The 15,509-nt window shown below is 33.9% G+C and carries 15 protein-coding genes; 12 read left to right on the top strand and 3 right to left on the bottom strand.

The annotated features are described in order from the left end of the window. The first annotated feature begins 4 nt into the window (after positions 1-4). The 11 genes from hemE (at position 5) to H574_RS0103410 (ending at position 8,920) form a co-directional block, all read left to right on the top strand. A complete protein-coding gene (gene hemE / locus H574_RS0103360) occupies positions 5-1,030 on the top strand; it encodes a uroporphyrinogen decarboxylase (RefSeq protein ID WP_027879207.1) in 1,026 nt (341 codons plus the stop codon). A 178-nt stretch (positions 1,031-1,208) separates the two neighbouring features. Continuing rightward, on the top strand, positions 1,209-1,958 hold the full coding sequence (locus H574_RS0103365; RefSeq protein WP_027879208.1) for an EI24 domain-containing protein: 750 nt from the start codon (positions 1,209-1,211) through the stop codon (positions 1,956-1,958). 1 nt (position 1,959) lies between these two features. After that, positions 1,960-2,499: a GNAT family N-acetyltransferase gene (locus H574_RS0103370; protein WP_027879209.1), complete on the top strand. Its 540-nt coding sequence runs from the start codon at positions 1,960-1,962 to the stop codon at positions 2,497-2,499. Next, on the top strand, positions 2,489-3,391 hold the full coding sequence (hemF, locus tag H574_RS0103375; protein ID WP_027879210.1) for an oxygen-dependent coproporphyrinogen oxidase: 903 nt from the start codon (positions 2,489-2,491) through the stop codon (positions 3,389-3,391). Before H574_RS0103370 ends, hemF begins: the two co-directional genes overlap by 11 nt. A 3-nt stretch (positions 3,392-3,394) precedes the next feature. Continuing rightward, positions 3,395-3,760, top strand: coding sequence for a YchJ family protein (locus H574_RS0103380; protein ID WP_027879211.1), 366 nt, complete (start codon positions 3,395-3,397; stop codon positions 3,758-3,760). Positions 3,761-3,794: 34 nt separating this feature from the next. Next, positions 3,795-4,784 (top strand): porphobilinogen synthase, encoded by a 990-nt coding sequence (gene hemB / locus H574_RS0103385; RefSeq protein ID WP_027879212.1) that lies wholly within the window; start codon positions 3,795-3,797, stop codon positions 4,782-4,784. A 30-nt stretch (positions 4,785-4,814) separates the two neighbouring features. Next, positions 4,815-5,927, top strand: a complete 1,113-nt coding sequence (locus tag H574_RS0103390; RefSeq protein WP_027879213.1) for a CNNM domain-containing protein — start codon at positions 4,815-4,817, stop codon at positions 5,925-5,927. Beyond that, a complete protein-coding gene (locus tag H574_RS0103395) occupies positions 5,927-6,466 on the top strand; it encodes a methylated-DNA--[protein]-cysteine S-methyltransferase (protein ID WP_027879214.1) in 540 nt (179 codons plus the stop codon). The genes H574_RS0103390 and H574_RS0103395 overlap by 1 nt, the downstream gene beginning before the upstream one ends. Continuing rightward, positions 6,466-6,996, top strand: coding sequence for a DUF4442 domain-containing protein (locus tag H574_RS0103400; protein ID WP_036227042.1), 531 nt, complete (start codon positions 6,466-6,468; stop codon positions 6,994-6,996). The genes H574_RS0103395 and H574_RS0103400 overlap by 1 nt, the downstream gene beginning before the upstream one ends. Positions 6,997-7,036: 40 nt before the next feature. Further along, positions 7,037-8,191, top strand: a complete 1,155-nt coding sequence (locus tag H574_RS0103405) for a serine hydrolase domain-containing protein (protein ID WP_027879216.1) — start codon at positions 7,037-7,039, stop codon at positions 8,189-8,191. A 15-nt stretch (positions 8,192-8,206) separates the two neighbouring features. Next, on the top strand, positions 8,207-8,920 hold the full coding sequence (locus tag H574_RS0103410; protein WP_027879217.1) for a 3'-5' exonuclease: 714 nt from the start codon (positions 8,207-8,209) through the stop codon (positions 8,918-8,920). Positions 8,921-9,071: 151 nt separating this feature from the next. Here the strand turns inward: H574_RS0103410 and H574_RS14865 are convergent, their stop codons facing one another. After that, on the bottom strand, positions 9,072-11,930 hold the full coding sequence (locus H574_RS14865; RefSeq protein ID WP_338100990.1) for a GEVED domain-containing protein: 2,859 nt from the start codon (positions 11,928-11,930) through the stop codon (positions 9,072-9,074). 170 nt (positions 11,931-12,100) lie between these two features. On the opposite strand from H574_RS14865, the gene H574_RS0103420 reads away from it, so the two are divergent. Beyond that, positions 12,101-13,789: an ABC transporter ATP-binding protein gene (locus tag H574_RS0103420; RefSeq protein ID WP_027879218.1), complete on the top strand. Its 1,689-nt coding sequence runs from the start codon at positions 12,101-12,103 to the stop codon at positions 13,787-13,789. A 303-nt stretch (positions 13,790-14,092) separates the two neighbouring features. On the opposite strand, the gene H574_RS0103430 is transcribed toward H574_RS0103420, so the two are convergent. After that, complete coding sequence (locus H574_RS0103430) at positions 14,093-14,746, bottom strand: 3-oxoacid CoA-transferase subunit B (protein ID WP_027879219.1); 654 nt, start codon at positions 14,744-14,746, stop codon at positions 14,093-14,095. 50 nt (positions 14,747-14,796) lie between these two features. Then, a complete protein-coding gene (locus tag H574_RS0103435) occupies positions 14,797-15,498 on the bottom strand; it encodes a CoA transferase subunit A (protein WP_027879220.1) in 702 nt (233 codons plus the stop codon). Positions 15,499-15,509: the final 11 nt, after the last annotated feature.

The following is a 15,509-nucleotide window of genomic DNA, read 5'->3' on the forward strand; positions in this document are numbered from 1 at the left end:
AAATATGATTAAAAACGATTTATTTTTAAGAGCATTAAAAGGAGAAACCGTAGAACGTCCACCAGTTTGGATGATGCGTCAAGCAGGTCGTTACCTTCCAGAATTTATGGAAATTAAAGCCAAATACGATTTCTTTACACGTTGTCAAACACCAGAATTAGCAAGCGAAATTACCGTACAACCTATACGTCGTTACGGTATGGATGCAGCTATTTTATTTAGTGATATTTTAGTAATTCCTCAAGCCATGAATATTGAGGTACAAATGAAACCTAATTTTGGTCCCTATTTACCAAATCCAATACGCACACAACAAGATGTAGACAATGTAATTGTACCAGACGTTACAGAAGCATTAGACTACGTATATCAAGCCATAAAAGCAACCAAAGAAAAACTTAATGACGAAATTCCGTTAATAGGTTTTGCAGGTTCACCATGGACAATTTTATGTTACTGTGTACAAGGACAAGGCAGCAAAAACTTTGACAAAGCCAAAAAATTCTGTTTTACAAATCCAGTTGCAGCACATCAAATGCTTCAAAAGATAACAGATACAACCATTGCCTACTTAAAAGAAAAAGTAAAAGCAGGTTGTAACGCTGTGCAAGTGTTTGATTCTTGGGGCGGAATGCTTTCTCCTGAAGATTATCAAGAGTTTTCATGGAAATACATTCAGCAAATTATAGATGCCTTAAAAGACGATGCTCCAGTAATTGCATTTGGTAAAGGTTGCTGGTTCGCATTAGACGTTATGGCAAAATCTGGCGCATCTGCTTTAGGTGTAGATTGGACGTGCTCACCAAGAAACGCGCGTTATTTAACTGGCAATAACATTACTTTACAAGGTAATTTTGATCCAACACGATTATATTCTTCACCAGAAAAAATTAAAACTATGGTGACAGATATGATTAATCAATTTGGTAAAGATAAATACATCGTTAATTTAGGTCATGGTATTTTACCAGATATACCTTTAGAAAACGCAAAAGCATTTATAGATGCTGTAAAAAACTATAAAGCTTAAAATTTTTAAAGCGTTACCTACTTTTTTAGTAACATTTAGTCATAAATTTCAACTAATAGACGTAAAAAAGTAGGTCGCGCTTTCACTACTCGCTCTCTGCGAGGAGCTCAAACAAACCGTTCAATCGCTGACGTGTCAAGGAGAGCGTAGTCAAAGCACAACTTTTTAAACTAAAGTTATGATAAAACACATACTACAAGGGTTACAAGGTTATGCAGGAGCTTTCGGCTTAATTTCAAAATTAAAACTCTGGAAATATTTTTTCATTCCCATCATCATTAGCTTTGTAACAGCAGTAATTATTAGTGTTTCAGCTTACGGATTATCAGATAATATTGGAAATTTTATTGCAAAAATATGGTTTTGGGATTGGGGAAAAGAAACCTTTACAACCATTTCTTCTTTTATTGGTGGTTTTGTAGTTGTTGCTTTAGGCTTAATTCTTTACAGACATATCATTATGGCACTTTCTGCACCATTTATGAGTCCAGTTTCAGAAAAAATTGAAGCACATTTAACAGGCATTCAACAACACCAACATCGTAACACATCGTTTTCAGAGCAATTATCTAGAGGTATCAAAATAAACCTAAGAAATTTAACTAGAGAATTACTACTAACCATACCAATATTATTAATTAGTTTTATTCCTGTAATTGGCATAATATCAGGTATATTACTATTTTTAACACAAGCCTATTACGCAGGTTTTGGTAATATGGATTACACCTTAGAAAGACATTTTAAGTATAAAGAAAGTATAAGTTTTGTTAGACGTTATCGTGGTATTGCAATAGGTAATGGTATTGTTTTTATGCTACTACTTTTAATCCCTATTTTTGGTATCATACTAGTATTACCTTTGTCTGTTACTGCTGCGTCTTTAAAAACTGTACAAGTGATTAATGCCGAAAAATTAAGCCATTAAAATGAATTTAAGATTTGACAACTTTGAAATCAAACCAATCCATAACGGTGACGCTTGGAAATTATGCGATTTTATGGTTGCAAATCAAGATAGGTTAAAACGCTTTTTTCCTAAAACATTAGCTCAAAATTTAACTCCAACGTTATCTCAATTATTTGTCGACAAAAAAGTAAAACAGTTTAATAATAAGGAAGAATTTCTATTTACAATAAAACAATCTGAGTCAAGAGAATTAGCAGGTGTAGTCTATATAAAAGAGCTAAATTGGAACATAAAACAAGGGGAATTTGCCTACTGCATTGGTTATCCTTTTGAAGGAAAAAACATTACCTCTAAAGCGGTTAAATGTTTAAGCGAATTAGCATTTACCCAATTACATTTAAACACCTTGCAAATTATAGTTCATAAAGATAATATTGGAAGCGTAAAAGTCGCCGAGAATACTAATTTTAAATGGATTAAAACTTTAAAAAACGAATTTACTCCAAATGGCGAAAAGCCATTAGACATGGAATTATACGAATTACATAATGAAACATAAATTTTACCAATACATACAAGACTTACAAAACACAATTACTGCTGGCTTAGAGGCTATAGACGGAAAAGCCAAATTTGAAGAAGACATTTGGGTTAGACCAGAAGGTGGCGGCGGACGTACACGCGTGATCCAAAACGGAAATGTGTTTGAAAAAGGCGGCGTCAATATTTCTGGTGTACACGGTAAATTACCAGATAGTATGCAAAAGTATTTTGGTGTAGAAGATGCCGATTTTTTTGCATGTGGTTTAAGTCTTGTTATTCACCCAAAAAATCCAATGGTGCCAACGGTACACGCTAATTGGCGCTATTTTGAAATGTATGACCAAGACGGAAATATTGTAGACCAATGGTTTGGCGGCGGACAAGATTTAACGCCTTATTACCTTTTTGAAGAAGATGCGAAACACTTTCATCAAGTGTGTAAAACAGCTTGCGATAAACACAATCCAGAGTTTTATCCAAAATACAAAGCCCGTTGCGACGAGTATTTTCATAACACACATCGTAACGAAGCACGAGGAGTTGGTGGATTATTTTTTGACTACTGTAAAGCAACAGAAGAAATGAGCATGGAAAACTGGTACAATTTTGTAACCGAAGTTGGTAATAGTTTCCTTGAAGCTTATCTTCCTATAGTTGAAAAACGTAAAGAATTACCTTACACAAAAGCTCAACGCGATTGGCAAGAAATACGTCGCGGTCGTTATGTCGAATTCAATTTAGTACACGATAAAGGCACTTTGTTTGGCTTAAAAACTAATGGACGTATAGAAAGTATTTTAATGAGTCTTCCGCCACATGTACAATGGGTTTACGACCATAATCCAGAAGACGGTAGTGACGAAGCTAAATTGTTAGACGTACTAAAAAACCCTAAAAATTGGGTATAACTTATGGATTGCTATTGCGGATCACAAAAGCCTTATAAAGAGTGCTGCGAAATCTTTCATAAAAATGGAGGTAAAACAGAAACAGCAGAACAATTAATGCGTTCAAGATATTCTGCTTTTGTATTAGCAAATGGCGATTATCTAATGCAAACACATCATAAAAGTACAAGACCTACAAAAGACAAGAAAAATATCGAAAAATGGGCAAAATCTGTTCAATGGTTAAAATTAGAAGTATTAGAAACTACTGTAGATACAGTAAAATTTAACGCATTCTTTTTTGAAAACGGAAAACCAGATGTTATCCATGAAAATTCTAAATTTGTAAAAGAAAATAACCATTGGTATTATCTAGGTTTTGCAAAATAAATCATTTAAGTAAACACTTAAAAAACACAATTACATGTATCCTTTAAGAAGAAACAGAAGACTAAGAACTAACGAGGCTATAAGAAGCTTAGTTAGAGAAACCATTATATCACCAAACGATTTTTTAGTACCACTTTTTGTGGTAGAAGGTAAAGGCGTAAAAGAAGAAATTGCATCTATGCCAAACTATTATCGTTACAGCTTAGATTTATTAGAAAATGAAGTCAAAGAACTATGGAAGTTAGGCTTAAAGTCGGTATTGCTATTTGTAAAAGTACCCGACAACTTAAAAGACAATAAAGGGACAGAAGCTTTAAATCCAGATGGACTAATGCAGCGCGCTATCAAAACTGTAAAAAACGCATGTCCAAACATGTTAGTAATGACAGATGTGGCTTTAGATCCATTTTCGTCTTACGGTCATGATGGTATTGTAGACAACGGGCAAATTATTAATGATGATACTGCTGAAGTTTTAGCAGAAATGAGCGTCTCTCATGCAGAAGCTGGTGCAGATTTTGTTGCGCCAAGCGATATGATGGATGGACGTATTTTAACCATTCGTGAAGCTTTGGAAGACGAAGGTTTTATCAACACAGGTATCATGAGTTACTCTGCTAAATATGCATCTGCATTTTATGGACCGTTTCGTGATGCGTTAGACTCTGCTCCAGTAGATATGGTTGATGTACCAAAAGACAAAAAAACCTACCAAATGGATTATGCAAACCGTTTTGAAGCCATAAGAGAAACCGAAATGGATATAGACGAAGGTGCAGATATCGTTATGGTAAAACCAGGATTATGCTACTTGGATATTGTACGTGAAATTAAAAACGAAGTTGATGTTCCTGTAGCAGTTTATCAAGTCTCTGGTGAGTATGCCATGCTTAAAGCTGCTGCCGAAAAAGGTTGGCTAGAACACGATGCTGTAATGCTAGAACAAGTTACAGCAATAAAACGTGCTGGCGCAGACATTATTGCAAGCTACTTTGCTAAAGATGTTGTAAAATTATTATCGTAACTTAGCACAAACTAAAACCAAAAACAACCTATGGGATTACTCCTTTTTTACGCGTTTGTATCGATTTTCTTTTCGTTTTTATGCTCTATTTTAGAAGCTGTTTTACTTAGTATCACACCAACATTTATTAATGTTAAAAAACAAGAAGGTAAGCTTTATGCAGAAGATTTAGAGGCTTTAAAAAAAGACGTAGATCGTCCATTAATAGCTATTTTAACTTTAAATACAATTGCTCACACAGTTGGTGCCATATTGGTTGGTGTACAAGCAAAAGCTGCATATGCAGAACTTTTTGGTTCTGAAATAAAATCGTTTTTAGGCATTAAATTTACAGAAGATGTTATGGTTGGTGTAGTATCATCAATCATGACAGTTTTAATATTAGTAGCTTCAGAGATTATCCCAAAAACCATAGGCGCAACGTATTGGAAAAAGCTAGCTAACTTTACTACAAAAGCACTTCATATATTAATATTTCCGCTTAAGTGGACAGGAATATTATGGATCTTACAACTTACCACAAAGTTAATTGGCGGTAAAGGTCATCATGGAAGCGTACTAAGTCGTGAAGATTTTCATGCAATGACAGATATGGCTCACGAAGAAGGTGTATTTCAAGAAAACGAAAGTAAAATCATAAAAAATCTTTTAACCTTTAAAGATGTAATGGCTAAAGATGTCATGACGCCAAGAACCGTTATGAAAACCGAAAGCGATGCCACATCTGTAGAAGACTTTTTTAATAAAAATCTAAACCTTCGTTTTTCAAGAATTCCTATTTATACCGATGCAGAAGACAACATTAAAGGCTTAGTTTTAAAAGACGAAATCTTTAAGGAAATGGCTTTAGGTAATGGTACAAAAAAGCTAGCAGATTTAAGAAGAGATATTATAATTGTTCAAAGAAATTTACCAATACCAACACTTTTTGAAAAACTAGTAGAAACCAGAAACCATATGGCGCTAGTAGTTGACGAATACGGAAGTGTTAGTGGTTTAGTAACTATGGAAGACGTTATAGAAACACTTTTAGGACTTGAAATTATGGACGAAAGTGATAACGTTTCAGATCTTCAACATTTAGCAAGAAAAAGTTGGGAAGCACGTGCTAAAAAACTAGGAATTATAGAAAACGAAAATTAATGGAAACCTGCTACATCAATTCGCCTTTAGGAGTCACTAAAATCGAAGGTGATGTAGATGGTATAATGTCTATTTCGGTATTAAATAATAATGAACTCGCCGATTATAATGAAGGCGAAACCGATAATTTGTCATTCCCACGAAAGTGGGAATCTAAAGAAAAACTAACCGATATAATTCCAGAACTCTTACAAGACTGCGTTTATCAACTTAACGAGTATTTTGAAGGCAAACGTCAAAATTTCAGCTTAAAATTAAATCCTCAAGGCACAGATTTTCAACAAAAAGTTTGGAACGCTTTGCAAACTATTCCTTACGGTACAACAACAACTTACCTTAAATTATCACAACAATTAGGCGATGTAAAAGCAATTAGAGCTGTTGCTAACGCCAATGGTAAAAATCCGCTATGGATTGTTATTCCGTGTCATCGTGTTATTGGCAGTGATGGAAGTTTAACAGGTTATGCTGGCGGATTGCACCGCAAACAATGGTTGTTAGAGCATGAAAGTCCTTACAAACAACAAACTTTATTTTAATGTATAAAACAGCGACACAGATTCTAACACGTTTTTTAAAACCTTCAACCATTTACAAATATGGTTTTAATTGGTCGCCAATGTATAGACGTACTACTGCAAAAATAATTTCAGTAAGTGATAATTTACATTACGTAAAAATCAAAATGTCTTTAAATTGGAAAAACCGAAATTATGCTGGTTCTATATTTGGAGGAAGCATGCTTGCAGCAACAGATCCAATTTATATGATACAACTAATTCAAATACTTGGTAACGATTACGTTGTTTGGGATAAAGCTGTTACTGCACGATATAAACGACCAGGAAAAGGGACAATTTATGGCGAATTTATTTTTGATAAAAATGAAATCCTTGATTTAAAATCACAACTACAACAAACACCTCAAATAGACATTATAAAAACCATGCAATTAGTGAATGATAAAGGAGACACGATTGCCGAATTTGATAAAACTTTATACATCGCTACAAAGACGTTTTACAAAGAAAAAATTGCGTCAAGAAACGCAAAGAAAAAAACTAACTAGAATTTATTTATATTTAATTTTTCTAAACTAACTTTCTAAAATGAGAATCTTAAAAAAAACTTTAAAAGTAATAATCATACTTTTTGCACTAATAATTGCAACCCTTTACATTACCGATACAGACTATTTAATAAAAGCAGTACGCACCATCTATCTACGTGGTTATACTACTGCATTTTTAGATGATTATAAGCGTTTTGACAATGCAACAATAGATATTAGCCAACCTCAACCATGGACTAATCATAAAGACTATAATACTGTTAAACCTACCAAAAAGCTTGAGGAAATAAACAAACAAAATAAAACTATAGCTTACGTTATTATAAAAAATGACAGCATTTGGTTTGAGAAATACTATGATGGCTATGATGAAAACTCAAAATCAAACTCATTCTCTATGGCAAAAAGCTATGTATCTGCTATGTTAGGTAAAGCTATTATGGAAGGTCATATAAAAAGTCTAGATCAACCAGTTTGTGATTTTTTACCAGCTTTTTGCGATGGTAAAGCAGCGCAAATGACGGTTGGAGATTTATCTTCAATGAGTTCTGGAACCAATTGGGACGAAGCTTACTACTCGCCTTTATCCATCACTACACGTGCTTATTTTGATGACGATTTAGCAAAAGTAATCAATGGTTTAAAGGTTGTTAATCAACCAGGACAAGCCTTTAAATACGCAAGTGGTGACACACAAATGCTAGCTATGGTTATAGAAAAAGCAACAGGTAAAAAACTATACGACTATTTAGAAGAAAGCTTTTGGAAACCTTTAGGTAGCGAAAACCAAACCCTTTGGCAATTAGACAGCGAAGCACATGATTTAGTAAAAGCCTATTGCTGTATTGCTAGCAATGCTAAAGATTTTGCACGTTTAGGAAAACTATACAAAGACCATGGTAAATGGAATGGACAACAAGTCTTAGATTCGGCATTTATAGCAAAATCGGTAACACCTAGATTTAAAGAAAGTCCAGAATACGGTTACGGTTGGTGGTTAAAAAAGGTAGGAGACAAATCCTTTTTTATGATGCGCGGTCATTTAGGTCAATATGTTATTGTAGAGCCAGAAGACAACGTAATTATTGTTAGACTTGGGCACAGTAAAGGACCTGGTGACGCTTTAGCTACTTTTACACCAGATATTTCAACATATATAGAAGAAGCTTATAAAATGCTAGATGAAAACTAATTAATAACCTTAGTAATGATTAGCAAACTAAACCTAGAACACATATTATTTTTAGATATTGAAACCGTTCCAGAAACGCAGCATTTTTCTGATTTAGATCCTACAAAGCAAGCACTTTGGGAACACAAATCGCAATACCAACGTAAAGACGATTTTACCGCAGAAGAATTTTATGAACGTGCAGGTATTTGGGCTGAGTTTGGTAAAATTATATGTATTTCGGTTGGTTATTTTAAAATTCATGGTGATACAAGAGTGTTTAGAACAACTTCTTTTTTTGGTGAAGAACGTCAACTTTTACAAGACTTTAAAAACCTGCTTACTACACATTTTAGTCACGCAAAACATTTACTTTGTGCGCATAATGGAAAGGAATTTGACTTCCCGTACATTGCAAGACGTATGATTATAAATAATATAGAGTTACCATATAAACTTAACCTTTTTGGTAAAAAACCTTGGGAAGTACCTCATCTAGATACTTTAGAATTATGGAAGTTTGGCGACTATAAAACCTTTACTTCTCTTAAATTATTGACTAATGTTTTAGGTATACCTTCTCCAAAAGATGATATAGATGGTAGTGAAGTATGCAGAGTGTATTACGAAGAAAACAATATTGACAGAATAATTACCTATTGCGAAAAAGATACTATAGCTGTAGCACAAGTGTTATTGCGCTTAAGAGGCGATAGTTTATTAGAAGAAGACGAAATACTTCATGTTTAAAATCTTTATTCAAATTTAAAGTTGTCAGGTCGGCGTAGTCGAGACCTAACTCTTTTTAAATCTAAACCATATTTAAGGTAACTGAAAATAAAAAATCCAGAGTTTTCACTCTGGATTTTCAAGTTTAATGGTTGGCTGGTTAGTTAAGGGATTATTCTTTTATAAATCTTTTGACTTTGGTTTTTTCGCCAATGTTCAATTGTAAAATATAAACTCCACTATTAAACTCAGAAACATCTATACTAGACTTGTAATTACCTTTTAGTACTGTTTGTCCAAGCATATTTTTAATTTCAAAACTTTGTGCTTCAAAACCAACTAAATCTATGTTAAGTATTTGCTTAACAGGGTTTGGATATAGTTTAAACTCCTTATCAAAATCATCCTTTGTAGTTACTATGCTAGTAAATGTTTTAACGTTATTTGTTAAACAGAAATTAGTCGTTTCATTACTTGTAAACGATCCACCAGAAGCTAAAACAGCACCTGTATCTGTATTTGTTAATGTGTACGATCCATTTCCGTATGAACAGCAAATACCATCTCCGTAAGCATCTGTAATTGTAAAGTTATAACAACCATCATCTAAACATCCAATAGGAATATTTAAAGTAGATCCATCTGCTTGAGAACCGTATGTACCGCCAGATGCAACTGTTTGACCAGAATTGTTGGTTAATGTCCAAGCGGTTTCTTCTGGATAGTTATCAAAAGTAATTGATAATGTTACATTAGAACAACCTGCATTACCGCCACCAGAAGTAGATAGGTTAACAGCATCTACAGCCATATCACCTTGCCAAGTTGTACCTGTTACACCATTAAAACGCAATTGAACAGTACCACCAACATAAGCACTTAAATCTACAGTAGCAGTTTGCCAAGAATTACCTTTGTTACCTGATTGGCTCCAAACATTAGTCCAACTTGCGCCGCTATTATCACTTGCTTGTAACGCTAAACTTCCCATAGAAGTTGCACCGTACATATGATAATCAAAACTGAAAGTTGCTTGAGATTCTGCACTTAAATCAAAACAAGGTGAGTTTAAAATCGCTCTTTTTGTCGAGTAATTAGGTGAAGAAGACTCCATATACACATAATACGTGCCCGCACTTGCGCTAGATGGTCCAGTGTTACTAGAAGGTGTTCCGTTGGCATCAACAGTCCAGTTAAAGTCATCTGAAGTTGATTGCGTCCATGCTCCTAAAGTATTTTCAAAACTTTCAGAATAAGGGAATGCACTAATACCGTCAGTACAAGATCCTGTTGTTGGTTGTGTAACAATTATTGTTCTTGTTACTTGTGAAGCAGCGTTTCCTGCTGAGTCACTAACATTGTAAAATCTTGTGTATGTTCCTGCTGTGTCTGTATTAACAGTTCCTGTTATGACAATGCTTGGAGAAATGTCTCCATCTTCATTATCTGTAGCAGTTGCACCTAATTCTGTATAAGTGTCTCCAACTTCTAAATTAATTGTAGATGCTCCAGTTAATGTAATTACTGGTGGCGTTGTATCTGGTGTTCCTGTTATAATGTTAACCGTATAATCTTCAACTTCACCATAAGAAAAAGCCTCACAAGATGTTGGTATACCGTTATATTTCATAGAAACTCTCATTCTTGTTGCTCCGTTAGTTGCAGATGCTGGTACTGTAAAGCTTCCGCTAACTGGTGAATTTTGTGTTGCTGCATTGGTCCAAACTTGCTCACCAGAATCTGTAAAATCGCCATCTTGGTTGTAATCAATCCATACAGAATAACCTTCTGCATAAGTAGTTCCTGTCCAAGTTGGAGTTACTGTTACCGTATAACCAGAACCTTTAGATAAGTCTGTAGAAATACTTGTAAAATCTGAATACGTTTGAGCTCCTGATGTATTATCTATAGTTGCTAATTGTACTCTAGAAATATATTCGTCATTAACATTATTTCCTTGTGATGCACAATATTGTGGACCTGTTTGGCAAGGCGCGCAAGAACCGCCACAGTCTACACCAGTTTCATCACCATTTTGTACACCATCGTTACATGTTGGTTGTGGCGCTGCACCACATTTATCTGATAAAGCTAGACTTCTTCTTACTCCGCCAGCTTCTAAAACAGCACGCATACGATTTTTTTGACCTTGCGTGAATAAGTTCATACAAGAATCGTCTGAGTAATCCATATAGTTTTGTGGCATATCTGTAGATCCACAAGACGTTTGTCCAGTCGGACAACCATAATTAGCGGTTTGGTGTGTTGGTGTGTCACTTACAAAATCGTTACCACAATTAGAATCTCCCCAAATGTGTCTTAAGTTTAAGTAATGACCTACCTCATGAGTTGTTGTTCTACCACCATCAAAAGGTGCAGAAACACTACCTACACGACCAAAATAATTATATGCCATTACAACACCATCTGTTGCAGCATTACCACCTGGAAACTGTGCGTATCCTAAAATAGTATTACCATTACTTGTCATTCTTGGTACAATCCACATATTAAGATATTCACTAGTATTCCAAGGATCTACTCCGCCAGTAGAAGAACGTTTCATATCATCACTTGTTCCCCAATCTTGTCTAGTTACTTGCTTTCTAGTAATACCAGTTGTAGCATTTCCGTTAGGATCTACAGTTACTAGACAGAATTGAATCTCGGTATCTGCAGCTTGCGACCAAGTGTTATCTGCATCTGGATTTGTTCTTCTAAAATCTTCATTTAAAACATCTAACTGAGATTGTATTTGTGCTACGCTAATGTTTTCTGTAGAGTTTCGATACAAAACATGTACTACAACAGGTATGGTTATTACACTACCATCTACCCTATTGGTATTGTTTTGCATTTGCTGTACTTTTGTTTTAGTAAATGCCTCTATTTGAGCCATTCTTTGCTCAAGTTTTGGGTTTTGTTGTTTTCTGTACTCTAAATTTTCCATTGTTGCACAATGACGTTTTTGTGCAAAGGAGAAAGCCACAAAAAACAAACCTAAAATAGTTAAGGTAATTTTGTTTTTCATATTTAATGTTTAAAAAAATAGTTAATATTTTATGAATATATTAACAATTATATTAAACACACAACAATAAACTAAAATTATAGTCAAATAACTTACCAAAAGATTATATAAGACTTTACTTACGGTTTTAACCGTATTGCATTGAAAGAATTTGATTACTTTTACCTTAAATGAGCAAAAATTTACTTCAAATAAAAAACCTCTCTATTGGCTTTAAATCTGATAAAGAATTAAAACCAATTATTAAAAACATTTCATACGACATCTTTGAAAATGAAATTGTTGGTGTTGTTGGCGAATCAGGTTCAGGAAAATCTGTTTCTTCTTTAGCAATAATGGGACTATTACCTAAAAAAATAAGTCAAATAACTTCAGGAGAAATTGTTTTTAATAAAACAGAATTAACATCTCTTAATGACAAACAATTTCAAAATATAAGAGGTAACGAGATTGCTATGATTTTTCAAGAACCTATGAGTTCTTTAAATCCATCTATGCGTTGCGGTAAACAAGTCGAGGAAATTTTATTTAAACACACTTCATTAAACAAAAAGGAAGTAAAAGCAGAAGTGATTTCACTTTTTGAAAAGGTAAAACTACCAAACCCAAATCGTGCCTACACAGCCTATCCGCATGAAATTTCTGGCGGACAAAAACAACGCGTTATGATAGCTATGGCTATTGCCTGTAAACCTAAATTATTAATTGCAGACGAGCCAACAACAGCACTAGATGTTACCGTACAAAAAGATATTATTTTATTATTGAAAGAACTTCAGCAGGACACAAAAATGAGCATTTTATTTATTACTCATGATTTGTCTTTAATTTCTGAAATTGCGCAACGTGTGTTAGTGATGTATCAAGGTGAAATTGTAGAACAAAACAAAACCAATCTTATTTTTAAACATCCAGAAAACGAATACACCAAAGCACTTATTAAAGCTAAACCTTCTTTAAAAGAAAGGCTTAAACGTCTACCAACCATAAAAGATGTCATGCAAAAGACGGTTTCTAAAGAAACTATTACTGCCGAATTGAGAGCCAAAACACACAAGGAAATCTATAGTAAAGCTCCTATTCTTGAAGTTGTTAATTTAGAAAAAGAGTACATTTCTAAATCAGGTCTTTTCTCTAAACCAGAAAGTTTTAAAGCTGTCAATAACGTTAGTTTTAAATTATATGAAGGTGAAACTTTAGGTTTGGTAGGCGAATCTGGTTGCGGTAAATCTACCCTAGGAAACGCTATTTTATTGCTTAACAGACCAACATCAGGTCACATTTTTTATAAAGGAAAGGATATTACAATTCTTAATAAAGCTGAAGAAAAAGTATTACGTAAAGACATTCAAATTATTTTTCAAGATCCATTTGCTTCTTTAAATCCGCGTTTAACCGTTGGGCAAGCAATTATGGAACCTATGCAAGTACATAAGCTTTACAACTCAAAATCTGAAAGAACCGAAAAAGCAATAGACATTTTAAACCGTGTAGGCTTAGATGAAAGTGCTTTTAACCGTTATCCACATGAGTTTTCTGGCGGACAACGCCAGCGTATTGGTATAGCACGTACAGTTGCGCTTCAACCAAAACTAATTGTTTGTGACGAGTCTGTTTCTGCATTAGATATTTCTGTACAAGCACAAGTTTTAAATCTTCTTAATGAACTAAAAGAAAACTTTGGCTTTACCTATATTTTTATTTCTCATGATTTAGCAGTTGTTAAATACATGAGTGATCAATTATTAGTTATGAATAAGGGTAAAATTGAAGAATTAGATGATGCAGATGCCATTTATGAATCTCCTAAGAAAGAGTACACAAAAAAATTAATAGAAGCTATCCCTAAAGGATTATAGCATAAATAGTTTTTTGGTAAGTACTAAAAGATTTTTAGTTAATCTAAATGTATTTTTTAAACCAACATAAACTTTGCTTATATAATTTGTAGGTTGTTCAGGTAGGTTTGAAGCGTAATACATAAGCAAAAGTTTATGGTAGATTTGGGATATCTATTTGGTATAATTTGGGATTACTAATATGAGATTTATTTTAATTAAATCGGTTTAAAAACATAAAATTTCGATGAAATGCGTTATTTTTTAACATTTCATCGAAATTTTATAAATATTCGTGTTATTTTTCTTACAAAAAAATATTATCTAAATATCCATTTCTGGTATATCTCCATTAATAATTAATGTGCCTTCTGTAGCATTTTTAATATCTTCAACTGAAACTCCTGGAGCACGTTCTAATAGTTTAAACCCTTGGTCTGTTACTTCTAAAACAGCCATATTAGTTACTATTTTTTTAACGCAACCAACTCCTGTTAATGGCAAAGAGCATTTTTTAAGAAGTTTAGACTCTCCTGCTCTATTGGTATGCATCATAGCAACAATAATATTTTCTGCACTAGCTACAAGATCCATTGCTCCTCCCATACCTTTTACCATTTTTCCTGGTATTTTCCAGTTTGCAATATCTCCATTTTCCGCCACTTCCATTGCGCCTAAAATGGTTAAGTGTACGTGTTGACCACGAATCATAGAAAAACTCATGGCGCTATCAAAAAAACTAGCTCCTGGTAAGGTTGTTATGGTTTGTTTTCCTGCATTGATTATATCTGCATCTTCTTCACCTTCAAAAGGAAATGGTCCCATACCAAGCACTCCGTTTTCACTTTGAAATTCTACCTCTATATCGTCTCTTACAAAATTAGCCACTAAAGTTGGTATACCAATACCAAGGTTAACGTAAAAACCATCTTTAACTTCTTTTGCAATGCGTTTTGCTATTCCGTTTTTATCTAACATTTTATTTAGTTTAAGGTTGTGGTTTATAAAACTATAAGCCTTATAAACATTTATTTTTTTGGTCTTACTGTACGTTGCTCTATACGCTTTTCAAAAGTTTCTCCTTTAAAGATACGTTGCACAAAAATACCTGGTATATGTATTTGATTAGGATCTAATTCTCCTGCCGGTACTAATTCTTCTACCTCAGCTACGGTAATTTTTGCTGCGCCACACATTACTGGATTAAAATTACGTGCTGTCCCTTTAAATATTAGGTTTCCTGCTTCGTCACCTTTCCAAGCTTTTACAAAAGCAAAGTGTGCTTTAAAGGCATGTTCTAAGACATACATTTTACCATCAAATTCTCTGGTTTCTTTACCTTCTGCAACTTCGGTACCATAACCTGCTGGTGTATAAATAGCAGGAAAACCAGCTTGAGCTGCTCGGCATCTTTCGGCTAATGTCCCTTGTGGAATAAGTTCTACGTCTAATTCTCCAGACAGCATTTGTCTTTCAAATTCGTCGTTTTCTCCTACGTAAGAAGATACCATTTTTTTAATTTGCTTTTTTTGAAGTAATAGCCCTAAGCCAAAATCGTCTACTCCTGCATTATTAGAAATACATGTTACGTTTTTTACGTTTCGTTTTACTAATTCTGCTATTGCATTTTCAGGAATTCCGCTTAACCCAAAACCACCTAACATAAAAGTCATGTTATCTTCGACACCATCTAAAGCTTCCTGAACTGTATTAACGGTTTTTTTTATCATCATTTAGTTTT

The organism is Mesoflavibacter zeaxanthinifaciens DSM 18436 (assembly GCF_000422365.1).
GTDB classification, from domain to species: domain Bacteria; phylum Bacteroidota; class Bacteroidia; order Flavobacteriales; family Flavobacteriaceae; genus Mesoflavibacter; species Mesoflavibacter zeaxanthinifaciens.

What these genes read in the sequence shown, in the direction of transcription:
- H574_RS0103380 (WP_027879211.1), top strand. Translation starts at nt 3,395, where the DNA reads ATGGATTGCTATTGCGGATCACAAAAGCCTTATAAAGAGTGCTGCGAA.
- H574_RS0103420 (WP_027879218.1), top strand. Translation starts at nt 12,101, where the DNA reads ATGAGCAAAAATTTACTTCAAATAAAAAACCTCTCTATTGGCTTTAAA.
- H574_RS0103395 (WP_027879214.1), top strand. Translation starts at nt 5,927, where the DNA reads ATGGAAACCTGCTACATCAATTCGCCTTTAGGAGTCACTAAAATCGAA.
- H574_RS0103430 (WP_027879219.1), bottom strand. Translation starts at nt 14,746, where the DNA reads ATGTTAGATAAAAACGGAATAGCAAAACGCATTGCAAAAGAAGTTAAA.
- H574_RS0103400 (WP_036227042.1), top strand. Translation starts at nt 6,466, where the DNA reads ATGTATAAAACAGCGACACAGATTCTAACACGTTTTTTAAAACCTTCA.
- H574_RS14865 (WP_338100990.1), bottom strand. Translation starts at nt 11,930, where the DNA reads ATGAAAAACAAAATTACCTTAACTATTTTAGGTTTGTTTTTTGTGGCT.
- hemB (WP_027879212.1), top strand. Translation starts at nt 3,795, where the DNA reads ATGTATCCTTTAAGAAGAAACAGAAGACTAAGAACTAACGAGGCTATA.
- H574_RS0103365 (WP_027879208.1), top strand. Translation starts at nt 1,209, where the DNA reads ATGATAAAACACATACTACAAGGGTTACAAGGTTATGCAGGAGCTTTC.
- H574_RS0103435 (WP_027879220.1), bottom strand. Translation starts at nt 15,498, where the DNA reads ATGATAAAAAAAACCGTTAATACAGTTCAGGAAGCTTTAGATGGTGTC.
- H574_RS0103390 (WP_027879213.1), top strand. Translation starts at nt 4,815, where the DNA reads ATGGGATTACTCCTTTTTTACGCGTTTGTATCGATTTTCTTTTCGTTT.
- H574_RS0103410 (WP_027879217.1), top strand. Translation starts at nt 8,207, where the DNA reads ATGATTAGCAAACTAAACCTAGAACACATATTATTTTTAGATATTGAA.
- hemF (WP_027879210.1), top strand. Translation starts at nt 2,489, where the DNA reads ATGAAACATAAATTTTACCAATACATACAAGACTTACAAAACACAATT.
- hemE (WP_027879207.1), top strand. Translation starts at nt 5, where the DNA reads ATGATTAAAAACGATTTATTTTTAAGAGCATTAAAAGGAGAAACCGTA.
- H574_RS0103370 (WP_027879209.1), top strand. Translation starts at nt 1,960, where the DNA reads ATGAATTTAAGATTTGACAACTTTGAAATCAAACCAATCCATAACGGT.
- H574_RS0103405 (WP_027879216.1), top strand. Translation starts at nt 7,037, where the DNA reads ATGAGAATCTTAAAAAAAACTTTAAAAGTAATAATCATACTTTTTGCA.